At 39.6% G+C, this 16,348-nt stretch carries 17 protein-coding genes, 1 pseudogene and 1 riboswitch; of the genes and pseudogenes, 15 read left to right on the forward strand and 3 right to left on the reverse strand.

What is annotated here, in order from left to right:
* Together D0469_RS18070 and cobT are read left to right on the forward strand one after the other, a co-directional pair.
* Positions 1-613: pseudogene (locus tag D0469_RS18070) on the forward strand (transposase); the annotation flags it as partial.
* 275 nt (positions 614-888) lie between these two features.
* Entirely contained in the window at positions 889-1,929 is a 1,041-nt protein-coding gene (gene cobT, locus D0469_RS18075; protein ID WP_117328130.1) for a nicotinate-nucleotide--dimethylbenzimidazole phosphoribosyltransferase, read from the forward strand.
* A 428-nt stretch (positions 1,930-2,357) separates the two neighbouring features.
* Here cobT and D0469_RS18080 read toward each other — a convergent pair whose 3' ends face one another.
* A complete protein-coding gene (locus D0469_RS18080; protein ID WP_117328131.1) occupies positions 2,358-2,621 on the reverse strand; it encodes a hypothetical protein in 264 nt (87 codons plus the stop codon).
* Positions 2,622-3,706: 1,085 nt separating this feature from the next.
* On the opposite strand from D0469_RS18080, the gene D0469_RS18090 reads away from it, so the two are divergent.
* A complete protein-coding gene (locus D0469_RS18090) occupies positions 3,707-4,147 on the forward strand; it encodes a GNAT family N-acetyltransferase (RefSeq protein WP_199478564.1) in 441 nt (146 codons plus the stop codon).
* 469 nt (positions 4,148-4,616) lie between these two features.
* Here the strand turns inward: D0469_RS18090 and D0469_RS18095 are convergent, their stop codons facing one another.
* Entirely contained in the window at positions 4,617-5,420 is an 804-nt protein-coding gene (locus D0469_RS18095; protein ID WP_158553567.1) for a FixH family protein, read from the reverse strand.
* A 237-nt stretch (positions 5,421-5,657) separates the two neighbouring features.
* Between D0469_RS18095 and D0469_RS18100 the strand changes: the two genes are divergently transcribed.
* Entirely contained in the window at positions 5,658-6,170 is a 513-nt protein-coding gene (locus D0469_RS18100) for a GlcG/HbpS family heme-binding protein (protein ID WP_117328224.1), read from the forward strand.
* Between the two features lie 432 nt (positions 6,171-6,602).
* On the opposite strand, the gene D0469_RS18110 is transcribed toward D0469_RS18100, so the two are convergent.
* On the reverse strand, positions 6,603-6,965 hold the full coding sequence (locus D0469_RS18110) for a VOC family protein (protein WP_117328134.1): 363 nt from the start codon (positions 6,963-6,965) through the stop codon (positions 6,603-6,605).
* A 152-nt stretch (positions 6,966-7,117) separates the two neighbouring features.
* Between D0469_RS18110 and D0469_RS18115 the strand changes: the two genes are divergently transcribed.
* The 11 genes from D0469_RS18115 to queE all read left to right on the forward strand — a co-directional run bounded on the left by D0469_RS18115 (position 7,118) and on the right by queE (position 16,270).
* Positions 7,118-7,882, forward strand: a complete 765-nt coding sequence (locus D0469_RS18115; RefSeq protein ID WP_117328225.1) for a cobalamin-binding protein — start codon at positions 7,118-7,120, stop codon at positions 7,880-7,882.
* A gap of 33 nt (positions 7,883-7,915) precedes the next feature.
* Complete coding sequence (locus D0469_RS18120) at positions 7,916-8,371, forward strand: GNAT family N-acetyltransferase (protein WP_117328135.1); 456 nt, start codon at positions 7,916-7,918, stop codon at positions 8,369-8,371.
* Positions 8,372-9,580: 1,209 nt separating this feature from the next.
* A complete protein-coding gene (locus D0469_RS18130) occupies positions 9,581-10,603 on the forward strand; it encodes a fatty acid desaturase (RefSeq protein ID WP_117328137.1) in 1,023 nt (340 codons plus the stop codon).
* A 100-nt stretch (positions 10,604-10,703) separates the two neighbouring features.
* Complete coding sequence (locus D0469_RS18135; RefSeq protein WP_117328138.1) at positions 10,704-11,840, forward strand: sensor histidine kinase; 1,137 nt, start codon at positions 10,704-10,706, stop codon at positions 11,838-11,840.
* Positions 11,837-12,436 (forward strand): response regulator transcription factor, encoded by a 600-nt coding sequence (locus D0469_RS18140; protein WP_117328139.1) that lies wholly within the window; start codon positions 11,837-11,839, stop codon positions 12,434-12,436. The genes D0469_RS18135 and D0469_RS18140 overlap by 4 nt, the downstream gene beginning before the upstream one ends.
* 149 nt (positions 12,437-12,585) lie before the next feature.
* Positions 12,586-12,786, forward strand: coding sequence for a cold-shock protein (locus D0469_RS18145; RefSeq protein ID WP_117328140.1), 201 nt, complete (start codon positions 12,586-12,588; stop codon positions 12,784-12,786).
* 463 nt (positions 12,787-13,249) lie between these two features.
* Entirely contained in the window at positions 13,250-13,555 is a 306-nt protein-coding gene (locus D0469_RS18150) for a hypothetical protein (protein WP_117328141.1), read from the forward strand.
* A gap of 254 nt (positions 13,556-13,809) precedes the next feature.
* Entirely contained in the window at positions 13,810-14,307 is a 498-nt protein-coding gene (queF, locus tag D0469_RS18155) for a preQ(1) synthase (RefSeq protein WP_117328142.1), read from the forward strand.
* Positions 14,308-14,314: 7 nt separating this feature from the next.
* Positions 14,315-14,358, forward strand: a riboswitch (PreQ1 riboswitch).
* Between the two features lie 44 nt (positions 14,359-14,402).
* Positions 14,403-15,062 carry a 7-cyano-7-deazaguanine synthase QueC gene (gene queC, locus D0469_RS18160; protein WP_117328143.1) on the forward strand — a complete coding sequence of 220 codons (660 nt, stop codon included), beginning with the start codon at positions 14,403-14,405 and terminating at the stop codon, positions 15,060-15,062.
* 4 nt (positions 15,063-15,066) lie between these two features.
* Positions 15,067-15,549: a 6-carboxytetrahydropterin synthase QueD gene (gene queD / locus D0469_RS18165; protein ID WP_117328144.1), complete on the forward strand. Its 483-nt coding sequence runs from the start codon at positions 15,067-15,069 to the stop codon at positions 15,547-15,549.
* Positions 15,542-16,270 carry a 7-carboxy-7-deazaguanine synthase QueE gene (queE, locus tag D0469_RS18170; protein ID WP_117328145.1) on the forward strand — a complete coding sequence of 243 codons (729 nt, stop codon included), beginning with the start codon at positions 15,542-15,544 and terminating at the stop codon, positions 16,268-16,270. The genes queD and queE overlap by 8 nt, the downstream gene beginning before the upstream one ends.
* Positions 16,271-16,348 lie beyond the last annotated feature (78 nt).

A 16,348-nucleotide genomic window follows, 5' to 3' on the forward strand; every position in this document is an offset into this window, starting at 1 on the left:
ATACACATGACAGCCATATCTTTGAGCCGTTGGTTGAACAAGTAATCGGGAAGGTCGGAAAACCCAAAGCGGTTGCGGCTGATGCAGCCTATAAAACACCTGCCATTACAAAGTATTTAATTAACAACAAAATCACACCTGCGATGCCTTATACAAAACCTCTCGCAAAAGATGGGTTTTTCAAAAAGCATGACTATGTCTATGATGGACACTTCGACTGTTACCTCTGCCCTGCAGGGCAGGTTCTGAATTACTCTACAACAAGGAAGGCTATCGTGAGTATAAATCACCTAAGCACATTTGTGCTGGCTGCCCATTCCTATCCCAATGTACCGGAAGCAAGGACTATCAAAAAGTGGTGACGAGGCATATTTGGCAGGATTATGTAGAGGAAACAGATCATTTGCGACACCACAAGGATGTAAAACCAATTTATGCGAAACGCAAAGAAACGATAGAACGCGTATTCGCAGATGCAAAAGAAAAGCATGGCATGCGCCTGACAACGTTAAGGGGACTTACAAAATTGTCGATGCAGGCGATGCTTACTTTCGCTGCCATGAATTTGAAGAAGATGGCAAACTGGACATGGCAAGGTCCAGAAATGGCCTAATAAATAAGGCTAAATGAGGTCCATTCACACTCAAAATAAGCAAAAATAGAAATAATCACTAAAAAGGGGGTTCGGAAAGAGACCATTCCGAACCCCTTTTGTCGACAATCTGAGGCACTGAATGTACAGTGCCTTTTGATATCTCTATTTTTTTCATGCTTTTCTATGTGCTCCGCCATTACCTGGATTGGACGGGTCGAACCAACAATTGACGTAATACTAGATTTGTATAAACAAAAAATGAAGGGATTTTTTCGCAAAAGGGGGAATTCTCAATGAATTGTGTTAAAACGGCCATTCAAACTCTCGATAAAGAAATGGGTCAAAGGGTACGTAAGTATATTGATAACTTAACAAAACCTCCAGGGAGTTTAGGGAGACTCGAGGAATTGGCGATTCAACTGGCGGAAATGACATCGGAAGTGTTTCCTGTCGTGTCACCTCCTGGTGTGATCGTGTTTGCGGCAGATCACGGAGTGGTTGAAGAAGGAGTTTCCGCTTTTCCGCAAGAAGTTACCGTGCAAATGGTGATGAATTTTTTAAACAGCGGAGCAGCAATTAATGTCTTTAGCAGACAAATTGGGGCGATGTTTGAGGTAGTTGATGTCGGGATTGCCACCGATATCGAGGCTGATGGTCTTGTAAACCGCAAGATCCGCTATGGAACAAGTAATTTCTGCAAGCAGGATGCGATGACAAGAAAAGAGGTCGAAAGTGTGATTGCCGCTGGCTATGAGCGGGCTGAAAATATGATTGGGCAGGGATGCAAATGCTTAATTTTGGGTGAAATGGGCATTGGAAATACAACGGCAAGCAGTGCAATATTAGCCGTATTATCCGGTCAGGACGTAAGTACGCTTGTCGGCCGGGAAACTGGGATTGCGGTCGAAAAAATCATACATAAACAACAGGTTATTGTTCGAGCACTAGATGAGAGAAAGCCTGACCGAAAGGATCCAATAGATATCTTAGCAAAAATAGGTGGTTTGGAAATAGCTGCAATGACAGGGGCAATGCTCTCAGCAGCTGCGAACCGGGTGCCGATTTTGGTTGACGGCTTTATAGCCGCCATTTCGGCACTATTGGCAAAGGAAATCTGTTCTACAGCCATTGATTATATGATCGTCGGTCATTGTTCTGTTGAACCGGGACATAAAATAGCCCTTAAATTATTATCAAAGAAACCGCTTCTTGATCTCGAATTGTGTTTAGGTGAAGGAAGCGGAGCAGCTGTTGCTTTTCCCATCCTGACGTCAGCCACATTGATGTTAAAAGAAATGGCGACTTTTGCATCAGCAGGCATCTCAAAAGAGTAACGTGGATCTTTTTTAGGAGTGTATCTTGTCGGAGCCAGAAAATATTATTTATTTGACCGGGATGTGTGGTTATAGTTAAAAGTGGACAGAGGTATTGAAAGCATCTTTCGTAACTCATGGGGAATGAATATATTTCTTTCCTCTTTTTTTGGTGTATCACTTTAATGGAGCTTTTTTACATTTTAAAACTTTTTGTAGAATAAATTGGATAAAATATAGTTAAAAATTCTAAATATAAGGTAAATGGCAGTAACTGGTTAACTGTGTTATAAGGAAATTAGAAATGTGAAGAATAATAATCTGCTTATAAATTAGGAATTGTTATGATTTATAGCAATAAGGGGCATCTAGCTGTGTAGACGGAGAAAATTTTCCAGTAATGAAAAAGCAAACAGAGCTTCTGTTCGCTTTTTCTCTATAGTTGATGATTAAACAGTTGCTGCCTGTTTCTCACATTCTAATATTATATTTTCCAGCAAAAGGATTCCGTCCGGGCAAGTTTCGTCAATATCAAAGATCTGATCTGTAATCGAGTTAAGGATCTCCAAATTGTTAATGCTTGAAACGAACATGCTAAAACGATTTCTGATTTCGTCTTTTTCCTTCAGATCTGAAGATTGGAATAGACAATCTAATTGAATAATAATGAACCGTTTCACTGAATCTAACATTGGTTTTGTTGGCCTTTTCAATCAACCTACCTCCTAATATTTGTGATTTCAGAATCTTACGTATTTTCAATTTTTTCGTTTAATTGGTAAGTTCGACTCAAGGTATCAACTTTCCTCTTTCTGCAGTATATTATGCGTAATTTTTCAAAATAATCCTGTTGAAGAAGAAAGCTGCCTTCCGGTAAAAATATAATTCTGCTTTGATTATGTTCAGAAACAGAGGATTTACTAGAAAGTGTTACGAATATGAAATCGGTTCCCATTTAGTCGAGCTGCCATTCCGGATTATTCTATTTATCAAAACGAAAATGAAAGAACGCAGTAGTGCTTAAACGATTTTCAACAGGTAAATAATGTTTTTAGCTTCATAATTTGATATATTATAGCAGCTGTTTTCCCCTCATCAGAGAATTTATGCCTTCTTGAACGAAGGCAATTCATAAATTCAGAGTCGCAGCGGCAGGTTGGAACGCCTTGCCCTAAGCAACGGTCATGCATCTTGCAGCAGGCGTCTACAGCATTTAGGGGAGCGCCTGGTCCGCTGCATCCTGGTCCGCACCATCTGTAGCCGGGGAAGATACAATTGCTTGTCCGCCTTTTTTGCTTCTTGTTTCTTTTCATAACATCACATCCTTTTCGTTTATACTGATATGTTATTATCCCGGCACAAAACGGATTTGGCAGCCACCTATCAAAGGGTATCTAATTTTATTGAGGATCAGGAGAACTTCTTTTAACTTATGGTAACAAAAAGTACGAAGTGGATAGATCATCAGTACATTGCATATTACTATCCGGCTGCTGTAATAAGAAAGAAATATAATAATATCCTAATAAATCTTTTAGTCAAACCAAGCCTCATTTAACAGCTGTATTCCTTCTGAATCTTAAAATACGTTTAGGTCAACCATCCCCAAGTAATAATAGAGGACGGCATCCTGTTTCGGCTTGTTCAAAATAGACAGATGCAGGGTCAATTTCACGCCTTTTTTATTAGCGGAATAAATAAAAAGCTGTTCCTGAAATTGCATCAAAACTGATTCTTACTAAGATACCAGCTTATTATTATGATGATAGTAATTGTAAAACTGACTTGGAGGAAAAACATGAGCGAGCATATTATTCAAGAATTAATGGGCGAAGAGCAATGGAAGGAAGCGTTTCCTGTCATGAAGCAACTTCGGACACATCTGGACGAAAGGACCTACTTGAATTTGGTTAAGGAGGCGCAGGAAATGGAAGGCTATAAAATGTTTGGATTGGCTGTCCAGGGCAGAATTGTCGCGGTTACCGGGTTCATGCCGATGATCACTTTATATAATGGCCGGTTTATCTGGGTATGCGATTTGGTAACTGACCAGAAAGAGCGTTCCAAAAAATATGGTGAAAAACTTCTCACCTATGTCCATGAGTGGGCGGATAACCATGGCTTTAAGACAGTGTCTCTGTCCTCTGGGCTGCAAAGAGTGGACGCCCATCGCTTTTATGAGAATAAAATGGAGTATCATAAAACAAGTTTTGTATATTTGAAGAAATTAAATGATTAAATACCGACTTCGGGTCTTGCTTAACAGCATGGTAAGACATCAAAAAACTCCTTAAATATATGGAGAGGTAACAAAAGAAGAAGTACCATAGCAAGATTTGGAATTTCACTAAACTCCTTAAGCAGACAAGGCAGGAATAATTTTACAATGAGGTGAAGCGGCATAGGTTAATTTACGTAACATGAAGCCATTTTTATTATAAGGCGGTAAAGCTATTTTGAGTAATAATGAAGACAAGTCATATTCATTTTTCAGAATTACCTGATATCCAATTCCTATGGTGCTAAAAGGTGTGATGATAGTAAAGAAATTCTGGCGATTGAACATACATTTAATTCAAAAAACAGAAAAAATTAAAAATTCTTATACTTAGAGAAACTGAGAAGAGGCAATGGCGGACCTGGACTGAAGACTGCAAACAAGAGCACCGGCACTTTAGAAAATGCCGGTGCTCTTGTTGCCTGACTCCTTATTTTACATCAATTTTCTCATCTTGATGCTCATGAATATCCTCTTTTTCAAGGTGGATTTTTATATTATACACACCAGTGGCTGTGAAGGTTTTACTTACGCTATATTCCCCATTGATTCCTTCTCTGGCTGCCACAAATTCGTGAGCTTCCTGGCTGTCCTGCCAAAGTTCAAATCTTACATCTGCACCGATTAGGGGCTGGCCTGCATTCTGAATGTTCGCAATTAAAACAGCTTCCTCATGTGCTTTAATGGCATCGTCAATTTGGAAGTCAATGGCTATATTGCCGTGTTTATGGTCATGAGAACGTTTTGTTTTCTCGTTTCCATGTGCATGTACGGTGCCTTCATTAGCAGAATTCCCGTCGCTTTGGATCTGCTGATTTTCCTCTTTTGCAGCTGTATTTCTGCCAGTTCCAACTGTTATCTCTTTCTCTGGCATATTATGCATGCTTCTGGCCGTTACATGTGCCACCACCATATATTTTCCATCCTCTTTAAAGATGTAATCTATTGTGTAAACACCCTTACCTTGATGTTTCGCTTCAATCATTTCGGTGTTTTCCTGGCCTGCTTTCCCGATTTCAAACTTTACTTCATCAGCATCCGTTACTTTTTCATCGCCCTGTGTAACAGAAGCTTTGATAGTTACACTTTTATTAGGATCAGCCTTTTCAGGGAGATTGATAACCACTTCTATTAGTTCAGGCAATTCGTCCTTTTGGGCGGGTGAATTTTCTTCCTTAGAACAACCAGTAATAACGAAGAGCAGTGATAGAAATAGAAACAAAATCTTTTTCATAAGTATCTCCAATTCTAGTTCATAAATATGTATTCTAAACTCAACATTATCTATTATACATATTTTTGCGAATGAAAATGTGGCAAGTTTAAGGACAAGTGTAACAACGGGCTTATTTTTTGACACTCCGGCCAATCTATTGGCCATATAATACAATTGGTTATCTGCTCTTGTGCTGCACGAACAGAAGTTTGAAGTATGCAGCACGGCGCCAAAGCCGGTAAGGAGTTGAAAAAGATGAAATTCATTACCCTTGAGGTTGCAAGGAACTTAATAAGTGGCGGAGAACAGAAAGCAAAGGAGATTGGCATTTCTGCGGTAATAGCCATTGTCGATGAAGGAGGTCATTTGGTAGCTTGTCACCGCATGGATGATGCTCCAATTGCCAGCATCGATCATGCTCAAGACAAAGCATGGACAGCGGTTGCGATGAAAAGGCCAACTTTAGAGCTGACTAGTTTGGCTGCCCCTAATGGCCAGCTTTTTGGCATAAATACGAAGAATAATGGCCGGATTACTACTTTCGGTGGCGGAATCCCAATTATAATGGATGAGAAGATTGTAGGGGCCGTTGGTGTCTGCTGCGGAACCATTGAACACGATTTGGAGGTTGCGGCGGCTGTTGTTGAAGCATTTATACCTGAAGAGAATGGCGACAATAATAGCAATGAAGTGGAAGAAGTTCAGGTTCGGAAACCGCCACAAGATTATCTGCAGGAGTTTTATGAACAGCACCTGAGACCGACATAACTTTCGTTAGTCCTCCACTGTAATCTCGGCAGGGAGGGCTTTTTCTTATAATGAAATAACGGTACCGCAAATTCTAGCATTGATAATCTCGTGTTTTATCAGAAAGCCGGATTTCAAATGTATGAAATAAGAAGAAATTTTTTTAGAAAATACCCTGAGCCTATATATGAAGATGGAATAAAAGCTTAGGAGATGAAATGTTCTAAAAAGACCTGTAGAGGTGCCGAACACAATTGATGAATTGCTTAACATGAAAGCTGACAAAATCAGTTTTAAATATTCCTTAAAGTGTTTTGGATTATTACAATCAGGCAATCAATCTTTATATACAAATGGGTTTTCAATACGAGTAACCATGATGAACCTTTCTAAAATTAAAACTTATTAGCAATTGAAATTAAGCCCAAGCAAGTATGCAGGGCTTATTTGGTGTTAGTGAATAAATTGAAGATATTCAAGGACATTGCCAAATGGATCACGAAAGCTTATGAATTTTCCCGGAGGGCAATCAGTTGGTTCTTCCACCACAAATTCTACGTTATGTTCCTTTAATTGTGTTACGGTTTGATAGATATCCTCAGTTTTGAGAGCCAGCACAACTCCTGACACACTTTGGTCAGGGTTGTAGAGTGCATTTTCCGATTCCTCTAAAACGATCGGTACTTCACCATGAAGGAGTGAGACAATTTTAGTGCTATATTGTTTATACACCTTAAATCCTAACACGGCTGTATAAAAATCTACCGCTTCCTGGATGCTGGGTACATAGATATTGATAACGCAAACCTGGCTCATCCTTTTTCCTCCTTTAATGTGACTCTCTTTATTATTCTATAGAAATGAATAACCTCCTGCTTGTTCATATTTTTTTCTGATAAGCTATTTGTAAGGTATACTAATTAAGGGAATTGTTGGATTCTGAATTCTTATTCAAAAAGGGTGAACATATGAGAGTCATTTCGATTTGTCCCAGCAATACAGAATTAATGGAATATCTTGGTCTTGCCCATCTGCTGGTAGCTGTCGATGACTTTTCTGACTGGCCGGCATCTATTGTGAATTTGCCGCGGCTTGGACCGGATTTATCGATTAACATGGACCTGGTCGAAAAATTTGAACCAGAATTGGTTTTGGCCTCTTTAAGCGTGCCAGGTATGGAGAAGAATATTGAAGCTCTTAAATTGCGCGGGATCCCGTATATAATTTTAAATCCGCAAAGTTTGACAGATATCGAAAAGGATTTAATAAAAACAGCAGAAGCGTTAAATCAGCACGAACGCGGTTTAGCGGCAGCAAAGCTTTTCCGGTCACGGTTAGAGGCTGTAAAAAAAATTGGGTCTCAAATGGCAGAAAAGCCTAATCTCTACTGGGAATGGTGGCCTAAACCTATTTTTACACCTGGTAAAATCAATTGGCTAACCGAAATATCTGAAGCAGCAGGTGCCAGAAATGTTTTTGAAGATGTTGAGCTGGCAAGTGTGCAGACTGAATGGGAGGATGTTTTAAAGCGTCAGCCCGATTTTATCTGCCTCGCCTGGGTTGGTGTAAGGAAGAAAAAAGTACAAAAAAGTGTTGTGAAAACGCGGGAAGGGTTCGAAAAGCTGATAAAGATCAACGATGACAGGATTCTAATCCTGGAGGAAGAGCTGTACTGCCGGCCATCTCCCCGGCTGCTCGACGGTCTGGAAAAACTTGTCAAGCTGATTCATTAGCTTTGTCTGAAAATTGTAAAGAGGAGGAGCCAAATGCTGGTAAAGCTTAATAATGCAAATAGAGAAACAGCAATTGAAATCCTAAGAATCCAAATTCCTGCGTATAAAGCAGAAGCTGCAATCATTGGGTTTGATGGTATCCCTCAACTGACAGACACCGTGGAAACGATAATGGATTGTCCAGAAACATTTATAGGATATAACTTAAAGGAGGAATTGGCGGGATGTATATCTTTTACTGAAACTGAACAAGAGATTGATATTTGCCGTTTAGTTGTTCACCCGGACCATTACAGAAAAGGGATAGCCAGGCAGCTGGTTAATTACATTGTTACAGAGTTAAGCAAAGACCGCAGCATCATCGTTAGCACCGGTGCTCTGAACACACCGGCCAAAAATTTATACAAAAACTTTGGATTTATTGAGGTTCGGGATGCAGAAGTTGGCCCAGGTATTTTTATAACCCTTCTTGAAAAGAAGCAGATTTAACTTCCTTCTGATACGATTTGATCAGGCAAAAAGAAGCAGATTTAACTTCCTTCTGATACGATTTGATCAGGCAGCTTGGCACTTCTTATTACTTGCGGCTCCGTCGTTAAATTAGCCAGCTGCAAATGGCTAAAAGGCTTAAGATAAGCGCGGCCCAGAAAGCAGACTTTCTTCCTGGCTGGGAATATCCAATGATAGCCAGGAGAAAGGCGATGCTGGAAAAGACTCTCGGAATCCAGACCAATGAAAAAAATAACCGGGGATTCAAAATTGGATTTTCTGGGCTTAATAGGGCGATCCTTACCCCAAAATAACCTTCGGCAAGAATAGCAATTATAGAAAAAATAATCGAAATGGTCGTCAGTTTCATAAGAGATCAGCTACTTTTTTCATTATAGTTGGCACAGGCAGCATTAAATATACAATTGTTTCAAATTTTATTGTCCAAAAATATGAAAATAGTTATTGACGCAAAATGGGTCGAATCCGCAGGTGTGTTTATTAATCAAAAAACTACTTTGAGGAAGCTGAAACATTACAAAGAGCTTCATTCTTTAGTGAGATAAAGATTGCCTGGCGTATGCTTCTATTAAAGAAAATGGGATAGCAAGTAGAGGGTTAAAGGACTTTGAAAAGAACAAGCTCCGCTGTCTTAAATAGTGGGGCTTTTTTGTCGGAATGAAATTAATTAAGACTGAAGTTTTTATATGATAAGCCTCCTTAAGTGTTATAAAAAATTACCATCTTACGAGTTTTTTTATAAAGAATCCCATTGGGCAAAGGGCATTCAGAAAGAGGCAGTACAGGCTGCCATTGATACTCTGTGATTTAAAGATCCAACGCAGTGCTGTTAATATGCCAGCACTTTTTTTATTCGAAGGGAAGTATAAAAATTATTGAGCTTTGGATAACTAAAGCATGGTAGCTATCTCTAGCTCCAAGCAACCAGCCCGGACGCACTGGACAAAGGATGCTCGGGGCTTTGCGGGGATGTGCTAGTGCTGATGCGCGACAAGAAGTGGTGAACTTAGCCGTTCTTCACCCTGCAGGGAGTTTTCTTTTTTGTTCTGTCAGGGGTGAATCTGTAAGATATTAGTATGTGCATATATGACATTTATCATATACTACATATGACATGTATGTCTGCAAATGCTGCTTCTATTTCGCTATACTATATTTAATTATGAATGCGGAAGGAAGGATTTTGAAATGACTCAACACAGGGCAAAAGCATTACGGAAGCAAATGTCGCCGTATGAACATTCCATTACAGGAGATAGTATACGTCAGCTGTTTAATACTATTGTTCCTTTTTTCATCTTATGGTTCCTAGCCTATCAAAGTTTGGAGATTTCTTATTTTCTTACTTTAGGGTTGGCTATTATCGCAGCAGGATTTTTAGTGCGGATTTTTATCATTTTCCATGATTGCTGCCATCACTCGTTCTTTAAAAGCCGAAAAGCAAATCGAATAATCGGCATGATAACAGGTGTACTTACATTATTCCCTTATGCAAAATGGGCACACGAGCATACTGTGCATCACGCAACCAGCAGTAATTTAGATAAGCGGGGAACAGGTGATATTTGGGTACTTACGGTGGATGAATATTTAGCAGCGCCCCTGTGGCTTAAGCTGGTTTATCGTTTATACCGTAATCCTCTTGTAATGTTTGGTTTAGGTCCTATCTATGCATTTCTAATTTCAAATCGCTTTAACAGAAAAGGTGCTAGAAGCAAGGAGCGTATGAACACGTATCTAAGTAACCTTTTAATAGCTGTATTGGTAGGACTGTTCTGCTATTTGCTTGGATGGAAGTCTTTTCTTTTGGTACAAGGCCCAATTTTCTATATCTCAGGAATCGCAGGCATCTGGCTCTTTTATGTGCAGCATACTTTTGAACAAACGTATTTTGAAAAAGATGATGAATGGGAATACGTAAGGGCTGCAATTGAAGGAAGCTCATTTTACAAGCTTCCGAAAGTTCTTCAATGGCTAACAGGGAATATTGGTTTCCATCACGTCCACCATTTAAGCCCAAGGGTACCTAATTATAAGCTTGAAGAGGCACATAAAAACAGTGAACCGCTGCAGCATGCACCAACTCTTACTCTCGCTAAAAGCTTAGAATCACTCAAATTCAAACTATGGGATGAGAAAGAGAAAAACTTTGTGAGTTTTTATGAACTTAAAGCGATTTCTAGAAAAAAGAGCAGTATTCCTGTTCAGTAACTGCCTTTTATCGGAATGCATAGAGATTTTACTGGCATATCGATTTGCGCTAAAATAGCAGTTGAACCAAATATCAAATACCGAAAAAAGAGGTCGTAAAATGATAAATAGGTATATGATATTGCTGAAGAGTACGGGAATTTCACCTTATATTTGGACAATCCTCAGCATTTTGCCGTTTTATTTTATTTTTCAATTATCGTCAACGATTGAAATAACGATTGGAATCTTGCTGACGGCTTTGTTCTTTTTCTGCTACCGGTTTGCTTTCATTGCCCAGGGATGGACCGTTTATTTGTGGACAATCCTGTTGATCGCCATTTCCATCTCATCGGCAAGCTTATTCAACTATATTTATTTCGCCTTTTATATTACTTACTTAAATGGAAATATTAAGGACCGGATTGCTTTTTTAGTTCTTTATGTCATCCATCTTGTTGCGACGACCATTGCGATTAACCTGAATATAGTCCTTCAAGAGCCAATGTTTATCAAACAGCTGCCAATAGTCATTATCGTTTGGATCGGAGTCATTCTTCTGCCTTTTACTATTCGCAGCCGAAAACAGATGGGGCAGCTGGAGGAAAAGCTTGAAGATGCAAATAAACGGATCTCGGAGCTGGTCAAGCATGAGGAACGGCAGCGTATTGCACGCGACCTGCATGATACGCTCGGCCAAAAGCTTTCTTTGATAGGGCTAAAAAGCGACTTGGCGAGGAAGTTAATTTATAAGGACCCTGAGCAGGCCCGTGATGAGCTTAAGGATGTTCAGCATACCGCCAGGACGGCATTGAATGAAGTGAGAAAGATGGTCTCAGAAATGCGAGGCGTTAAGCTGAAAGAAGAAATACTCCGGGTGAACCAAATATTGAAGGCCGCACAAATAAAGTTTCAGGGAGAACAGGACATTTCTGTATCTAATCTTCCTCCTCTAACAGAAAATATATTAAGCATGTGTTTAAAGGAAGCTGTGAACAATGTTGTCAAACATAGCCAGGCTACCGTATGCCAGATCAGCGTTGAACAAAAAAGGAAAGAAATTATTATTGTAGTAAGGGATAACGGTATAGGTGCAGTAAATGATCATAGCTTTATAAAAGGTCATGGCTTGACGGGAATGAAGGAACGCCTTGAATTTGTAAATGGGACCCTTGAGATAGTAGTAGACGAAGGAACAACATTAATTATCAAGGTGCCTAATGCAGTGAAGCATACTGTTAAGGAGGAGCTGACATGATTCGGATTGTAATTGCTGAAGATCAGGGAATGCTTCTGGGGGCTTTAGGGTCCTTGCTCAATCTTGAAGAAGATATGGAAGTAGTGGGGAAAGCTCCTAATGGGGAAACTGCGCTTAAGCTTGTTAAGCAGCATCAGCCTGATGTATGTATTATGGATATTGAAATGCCTGGCAAGAGCGGAATCGAGGCAGCAGAACAATTAAAAGAACACGGCTGCAAAGTCATTATTTTAACAACCTTTGCACGTTCCGGCTACTTTCAGCGGGCATTGAAAGCAGGAGTTAGCGGCTATTTATTAAAGGACAGCCCGAGTGAAGAACTTGCTAGCTCCATCAGGAGTGTTATGGCCGGAAGGCGGGTTTATGCTCCTGAACTAATGGATGATGTTTATAGTGAAGAAAATCCCCTTACCGAACGGGAAAGGGAAGTTCTGGAACTCGTAGCGAATGGGAAAAACACAAAAGAAATAGCAGCTGAGCTTAGTATCAAAACTGGCACTGTCCGAAATTATATATCAACTATCCTTGATAAGCTTGGAGTGAAGAACCGAATCGAAGCAATCTCTCAATCCCGTGAAAAGGGATGGTTTAAATGACTGTTTTAAAGACGATGTAAAGCGGGTTTGTAAAAACAGAATATTTGCAGATAAATCTTTAAAAACCGGTTTTAAAAACCTTTTTTCGGGTAATAATATGTAAGCAAGGTAATTTGCAATCTTTTTGGATATGCTAGGAGGCAACAGCAATGGAACGTGGAAAAGTAAAATGGTTCAACAGTGAAAAAGGCTTTGGGTTCATCGAACGTGAAGGCGGGGAAGATGTATTCGTTCATTTCTCAGCCATTCAAGGCGAAGGCTATAAGTCTTTAGAGGAAGGCCAGGAAGTAACATTTGAAGTGGAAGAAGGCCAGCGCGGACCGCAAGCTGCAAATGTACAGAAAGCATAATCTAGCACATACAAAACAGACTCGTTAAATCGGGTCTGTTTTTTTGTTGGTTATATATAAACATATGGTAAAAAAATGCCGGGAGCCTGGAGCTTAAAATAGCCCTACTGCTTTTGATAATCACTAATCAAGTAAAGCAAATTTTATCCGCATTACGTACAGGACAAGGAATGCTTCGGCAGCTTTGTGAGGACTTGGCGATCTTAGCCGTTCTTGCTCTTACCAGGCCGCTTCAGCTTTTATTTTGTGTTTGAGCCTAAACAATTCTATCTCCTATTTCAGTGAATCCGTTAAGTAAAATAAGCTGCTAAAGACAAATAAAAACAAAATCCGCCATGATTTTGCCTGTTTCAGCGGCCTGTTTGTCTTTAGTACAATCTTATAAAGCTGAAGTTTCATACAATGGTATGAGACTTACTTTTGTCTTATGAGTGAAGCGGACAATATTAAAGGGGACGGGAAAATGGAACAGGTTTTGTTTGATTATGCAAAAGAAGGTGTTTTTCTTGGTCTTTTCTTGTATCTTCTTATTTGGTATATTCCCAGCATCAGACAGGAATTCAAGCAGGACATGAAGGATATGGAAGCCAGGCATAGCACCGAAATTGAAAGGATTGAAAAGAAGTATTTAGAAGAGATGGAAAGACTCGAGAAGAAAGCGGAAATGCGTGAAGGAGAGTTAATTAAGCTGTTAACTATGTTTGAAGGGAAATATGAAATCATCTCGGACAAGGTCGATGAAGTGCTTAAACGGTTAAATAAATTTTAGGCATCTTGTCATTATGAATATAATGATACAAACTTGTTGACAGCATAATCAAAATTGACTATAGTTACAGGAGCGAATAAATTAAATAATACTGTGCGACAAAGAGGTTCATAGCAGATACCCTCTATAAAAAACTATGGCTTTGATAAAGCTGTCAACCATATCCTGCGGTGGATATGGTTTTATTTTTTTCAAAGTGCATAACTTTGCTATGAGCCTTCTATATGACAAGAATCATTAAGGAGGCTTTTTTTATGTCTGGAAGAAAACCAGAAGAACTAGAAGGAGTTACATTATTAGGGAATCAGGGAACAAAATATTTGTTTGAATACTCTCCTCAAGTTCTGGAGTCATTTGATAATAAACATCCGAATCGTGATTATTTTGTTAAATTTAACTGCCCAGAATTCACAAGTCTTTGCCCGCAAACAGGGCAGCCAGATTTTGCGACGATTTATATAAGCTACATTCCTGACATAAAAATGGTCGAGAGCAAGTCTTTAAAGCTATATTTGTTCTCCTTTAGAAATCATGGAGATTTCCATGAGGATTGTGTGAATATTATCATGAACGATCTTATAGAATTAATGGACCCCCGATATATCGAAGTGTGGGGTAAGTTTACTCCAAGGGGCGGGATATCCATTGATCCTTATTGTAATTATGGTAAACCGGGCACGAAATACGAGAAAATTGCCGATTACCGATTGATGAACCATGATTTATATCCTGAGACAGTAGACAATCGATAATTTTATAATAGTAGAGGTTTTTAGCTACCCTCTTTAAAAAACTAAGGAAACAGCACTGCTTCTTAGTTGTGCTGTTTTTTTGAGGAGAAAATGACATGGAAAATGTTAAAGCAGTTGTTGTTTTTAGCGGCGGACAGGATAGTACTACTTGTTTATTCTGGGCCTTGGAGAATTTTGCAGAGGTTGAGGCTGTAACCTTTGATTATAATCAGCGCCACATTACTGAAATTGAATGTGCGAAAAATATTACAAGAGAATTGGGCATTAGACATCATATTCTAGATATGGCACTTTTAAATCAATTGGCTCCTAATGCATTAACAAGGGATAATATTGAAGTTAAGGACGGCGAAGATGGGGAGCTTCCATCTACTTTTGTACCAGGCCGTAATCTATTATTCCTGTCATTTGCCGGAGTGCTTGCCAGGGGAATAGGAGCAAAACACATTGTCACTGGTGTATGTGAAACTGATTTTAGCGGATATCCGGATTGCCGGGATGTTTTCATTAAATCACTGAATGTTACTTTGAATTTGTCGATGGATGAACCATTCGTAATTCACACTCCGTTAATGTGGCTCAATAAAGCAGAGACGTGGAAACTGGCTGACGAACTTGGGGCATTTAGTTTTGTCCGGGAAAAAACGTTAACCTGCTATAATGGCATTATTTCAGATGGATGTGGAGAGTGTCCAGCCTGCATGCTAAGGCAAAAAGGTCTCCAAGATTACTTAAAGGTTCGGGGGGAGTGTTAACATTATGTATGGCTTTCGAATCGTAGATAAGCTCCAAAAGATGGATGAAGATATAAAAAAAGAACAACTAAAGTATCACAGTAAACGGGTGATGGTCAGTAAGGAATTCACGTTTGACGCTGCCCACCATCTGCATTCCTATGAAGGTAAATGCAAAAACCTTCATGGGCACACCTACCGCGTTATCTTCGGCTTGAGCGGCTATGTTGATGACCGTGGCCTACTGATTGACTTTGGCGATATTAAAGAAATCTGGAAAACTGAAATTGAAATTTTTCTTGATCATAGATACCTGAATGAAACATTGCCCCCGATGAATACAACAGCTGAAAATATGGTTGTATGGATTTATGAAAAGATGGATGAGTCACTCCGGAAGGAAGAAAGACAGCAGAGCTACTCTGGGGCAAGAGTCGAGTTCGTCCGCCTCTATGAAACTCCTACCTCATATGCGGAAGCCAGACGGGAGTGGATGGAAAATGAGTAAACTGCCTGTTATGGAAATATTCGGTCCAACTATTCAGGGCGAAGGAATGGTTATTGGCCAAAAAACGATGTTTGTCAGAACAGCAGGCTGCGATTATTCCTGTGCATGGTGCGACTCCGCTTTTACGTGGGATGGTACAGGAAAAGACAGTATCACCCAGATGGAACCTGAACAAATATGGGATGAACTAAAGCGTCTCGGAGGAAATGGATTCTCATTTGTAACCATTTCGGGGGGGAATCCAGCGCTGCTAAAAAACTTAGATGGATTAATTAAAATTTTGAAACAAAACGATATCAAAGTCTGCTTGGAAACACAGGGTAGCAAGTGGCAGGATTGGTTTTTCCAGATTGATGAATTAACGATTTCTCCCAAGCCGCCAAGCTCCGGTATGCTAACCAATTTTGAAATACTTGATACGATTTTAGATAATCTGAAGGCTCGTACTATGAATCAAAACGTATCCTTAAAGGTCGTCGTTTTTAACGATGAGGATTACCTATATGCTAAAAAAGTTCATAAGCGTTATCCTGATATTCCAATATTCCTGCAGGTCGGCAATGAGGACAGCAGGACAACAGATGATCAAGTGCTGATCAGCAGGCTGCTTGATAAATATCAGTGGCTAATTGATAAGGCGATGCTGGATGATGATCTACAAAATATTAAAGTGCTCCCGCAGCTTCATACCTATGTATGGGGTAATAAAAGAGGAGTGTAATGTAAAAAGCTGCTCTATACGGCATACCGGCATAACAAAGATTTCAGCCTGCATTCTCTATAGAAAAAAATAATGAAA

The sequence above is a fragment of the Peribacillus saganii genome, assembly GCF_003429095.1.
GTDB classification, from domain to species: Bacteria; Bacillota; Bacilli; order Bacillales; family DSM-1321; genus Peribacillus; species Peribacillus saganii.

What these genes read in the sequence shown, in the direction of transcription:
- cobT (WP_117328130.1), top strand. Translation starts at nt 889, where the DNA reads ATGAATTGTGTTAAAACGGCCATTCAAACTCTCGATAAAGAAATGGGT.
- D0469_RS18090 (WP_199478564.1), top strand. Translation starts at nt 3,707, where the DNA reads ATGAGCGAGCATATTATTCAAGAATTAATGGGCGAAGAGCAATGGAAG.
- D0469_RS18095 (WP_158553567.1), bottom strand. Translation starts at nt 5,420, where the DNA reads ATGAAAAAGATTTTGTTTCTATTTCTATCACTGCTCTTCGTTATTACT.
- D0469_RS18100 (WP_117328224.1), top strand. Translation starts at nt 5,658, where the DNA reads ATGAAATTCATTACCCTTGAGGTTGCAAGGAACTTAATAAGTGGCGGA.
- D0469_RS18110 (WP_117328134.1), bottom strand. Translation starts at nt 6,965, where the DNA reads ATGAGCCAGGTTTGCGTTATCAATATCTATGTACCCAGCATCCAGGAA.
- D0469_RS18115 (WP_117328225.1), top strand. Translation starts at nt 7,118, where the DNA reads ATGAGAGTCATTTCGATTTGTCCCAGCAATACAGAATTAATGGAATAT.
- D0469_RS18120 (WP_117328135.1), top strand. Translation starts at nt 7,916, where the DNA reads ATGCTGGTAAAGCTTAATAATGCAAATAGAGAAACAGCAATTGAAATC.
- D0469_RS18130 (WP_117328137.1), top strand. Translation starts at nt 9,581, where the DNA reads ATGACTCAACACAGGGCAAAAGCATTACGGAAGCAAATGTCGCCGTAT.
- D0469_RS18135 (WP_117328138.1), top strand. Translation starts at nt 10,704, where the DNA reads ATGATAAATAGGTATATGATATTGCTGAAGAGTACGGGAATTTCACCT.
- D0469_RS18140 (WP_117328139.1), top strand. Translation starts at nt 11,837, where the DNA reads ATGATTCGGATTGTAATTGCTGAAGATCAGGGAATGCTTCTGGGGGCT.
- D0469_RS18145 (WP_117328140.1), top strand. Translation starts at nt 12,586, where the DNA reads ATGGAACGTGGAAAAGTAAAATGGTTCAACAGTGAAAAAGGCTTTGGG.
- D0469_RS18150 (WP_117328141.1), top strand. Translation starts at nt 13,250, where the DNA reads ATGGAACAGGTTTTGTTTGATTATGCAAAAGAAGGTGTTTTTCTTGGT.
- queF (WP_117328142.1), top strand. Translation starts at nt 13,810, where the DNA reads ATGTCTGGAAGAAAACCAGAAGAACTAGAAGGAGTTACATTATTAGGG.
- queC (WP_117328143.1), top strand. Translation starts at nt 14,403, where the DNA reads ATGGAAAATGTTAAAGCAGTTGTTGTTTTTAGCGGCGGACAGGATAGT.
- queD (WP_117328144.1), top strand. Translation starts at nt 15,067, where the DNA reads ATGTATGGCTTTCGAATCGTAGATAAGCTCCAAAAGATGGATGAAGAT.
- queE (WP_117328145.1), top strand. Translation starts at nt 15,542, where the DNA reads ATGAGTAAACTGCCTGTTATGGAAATATTCGGTCCAACTATTCAGGGC.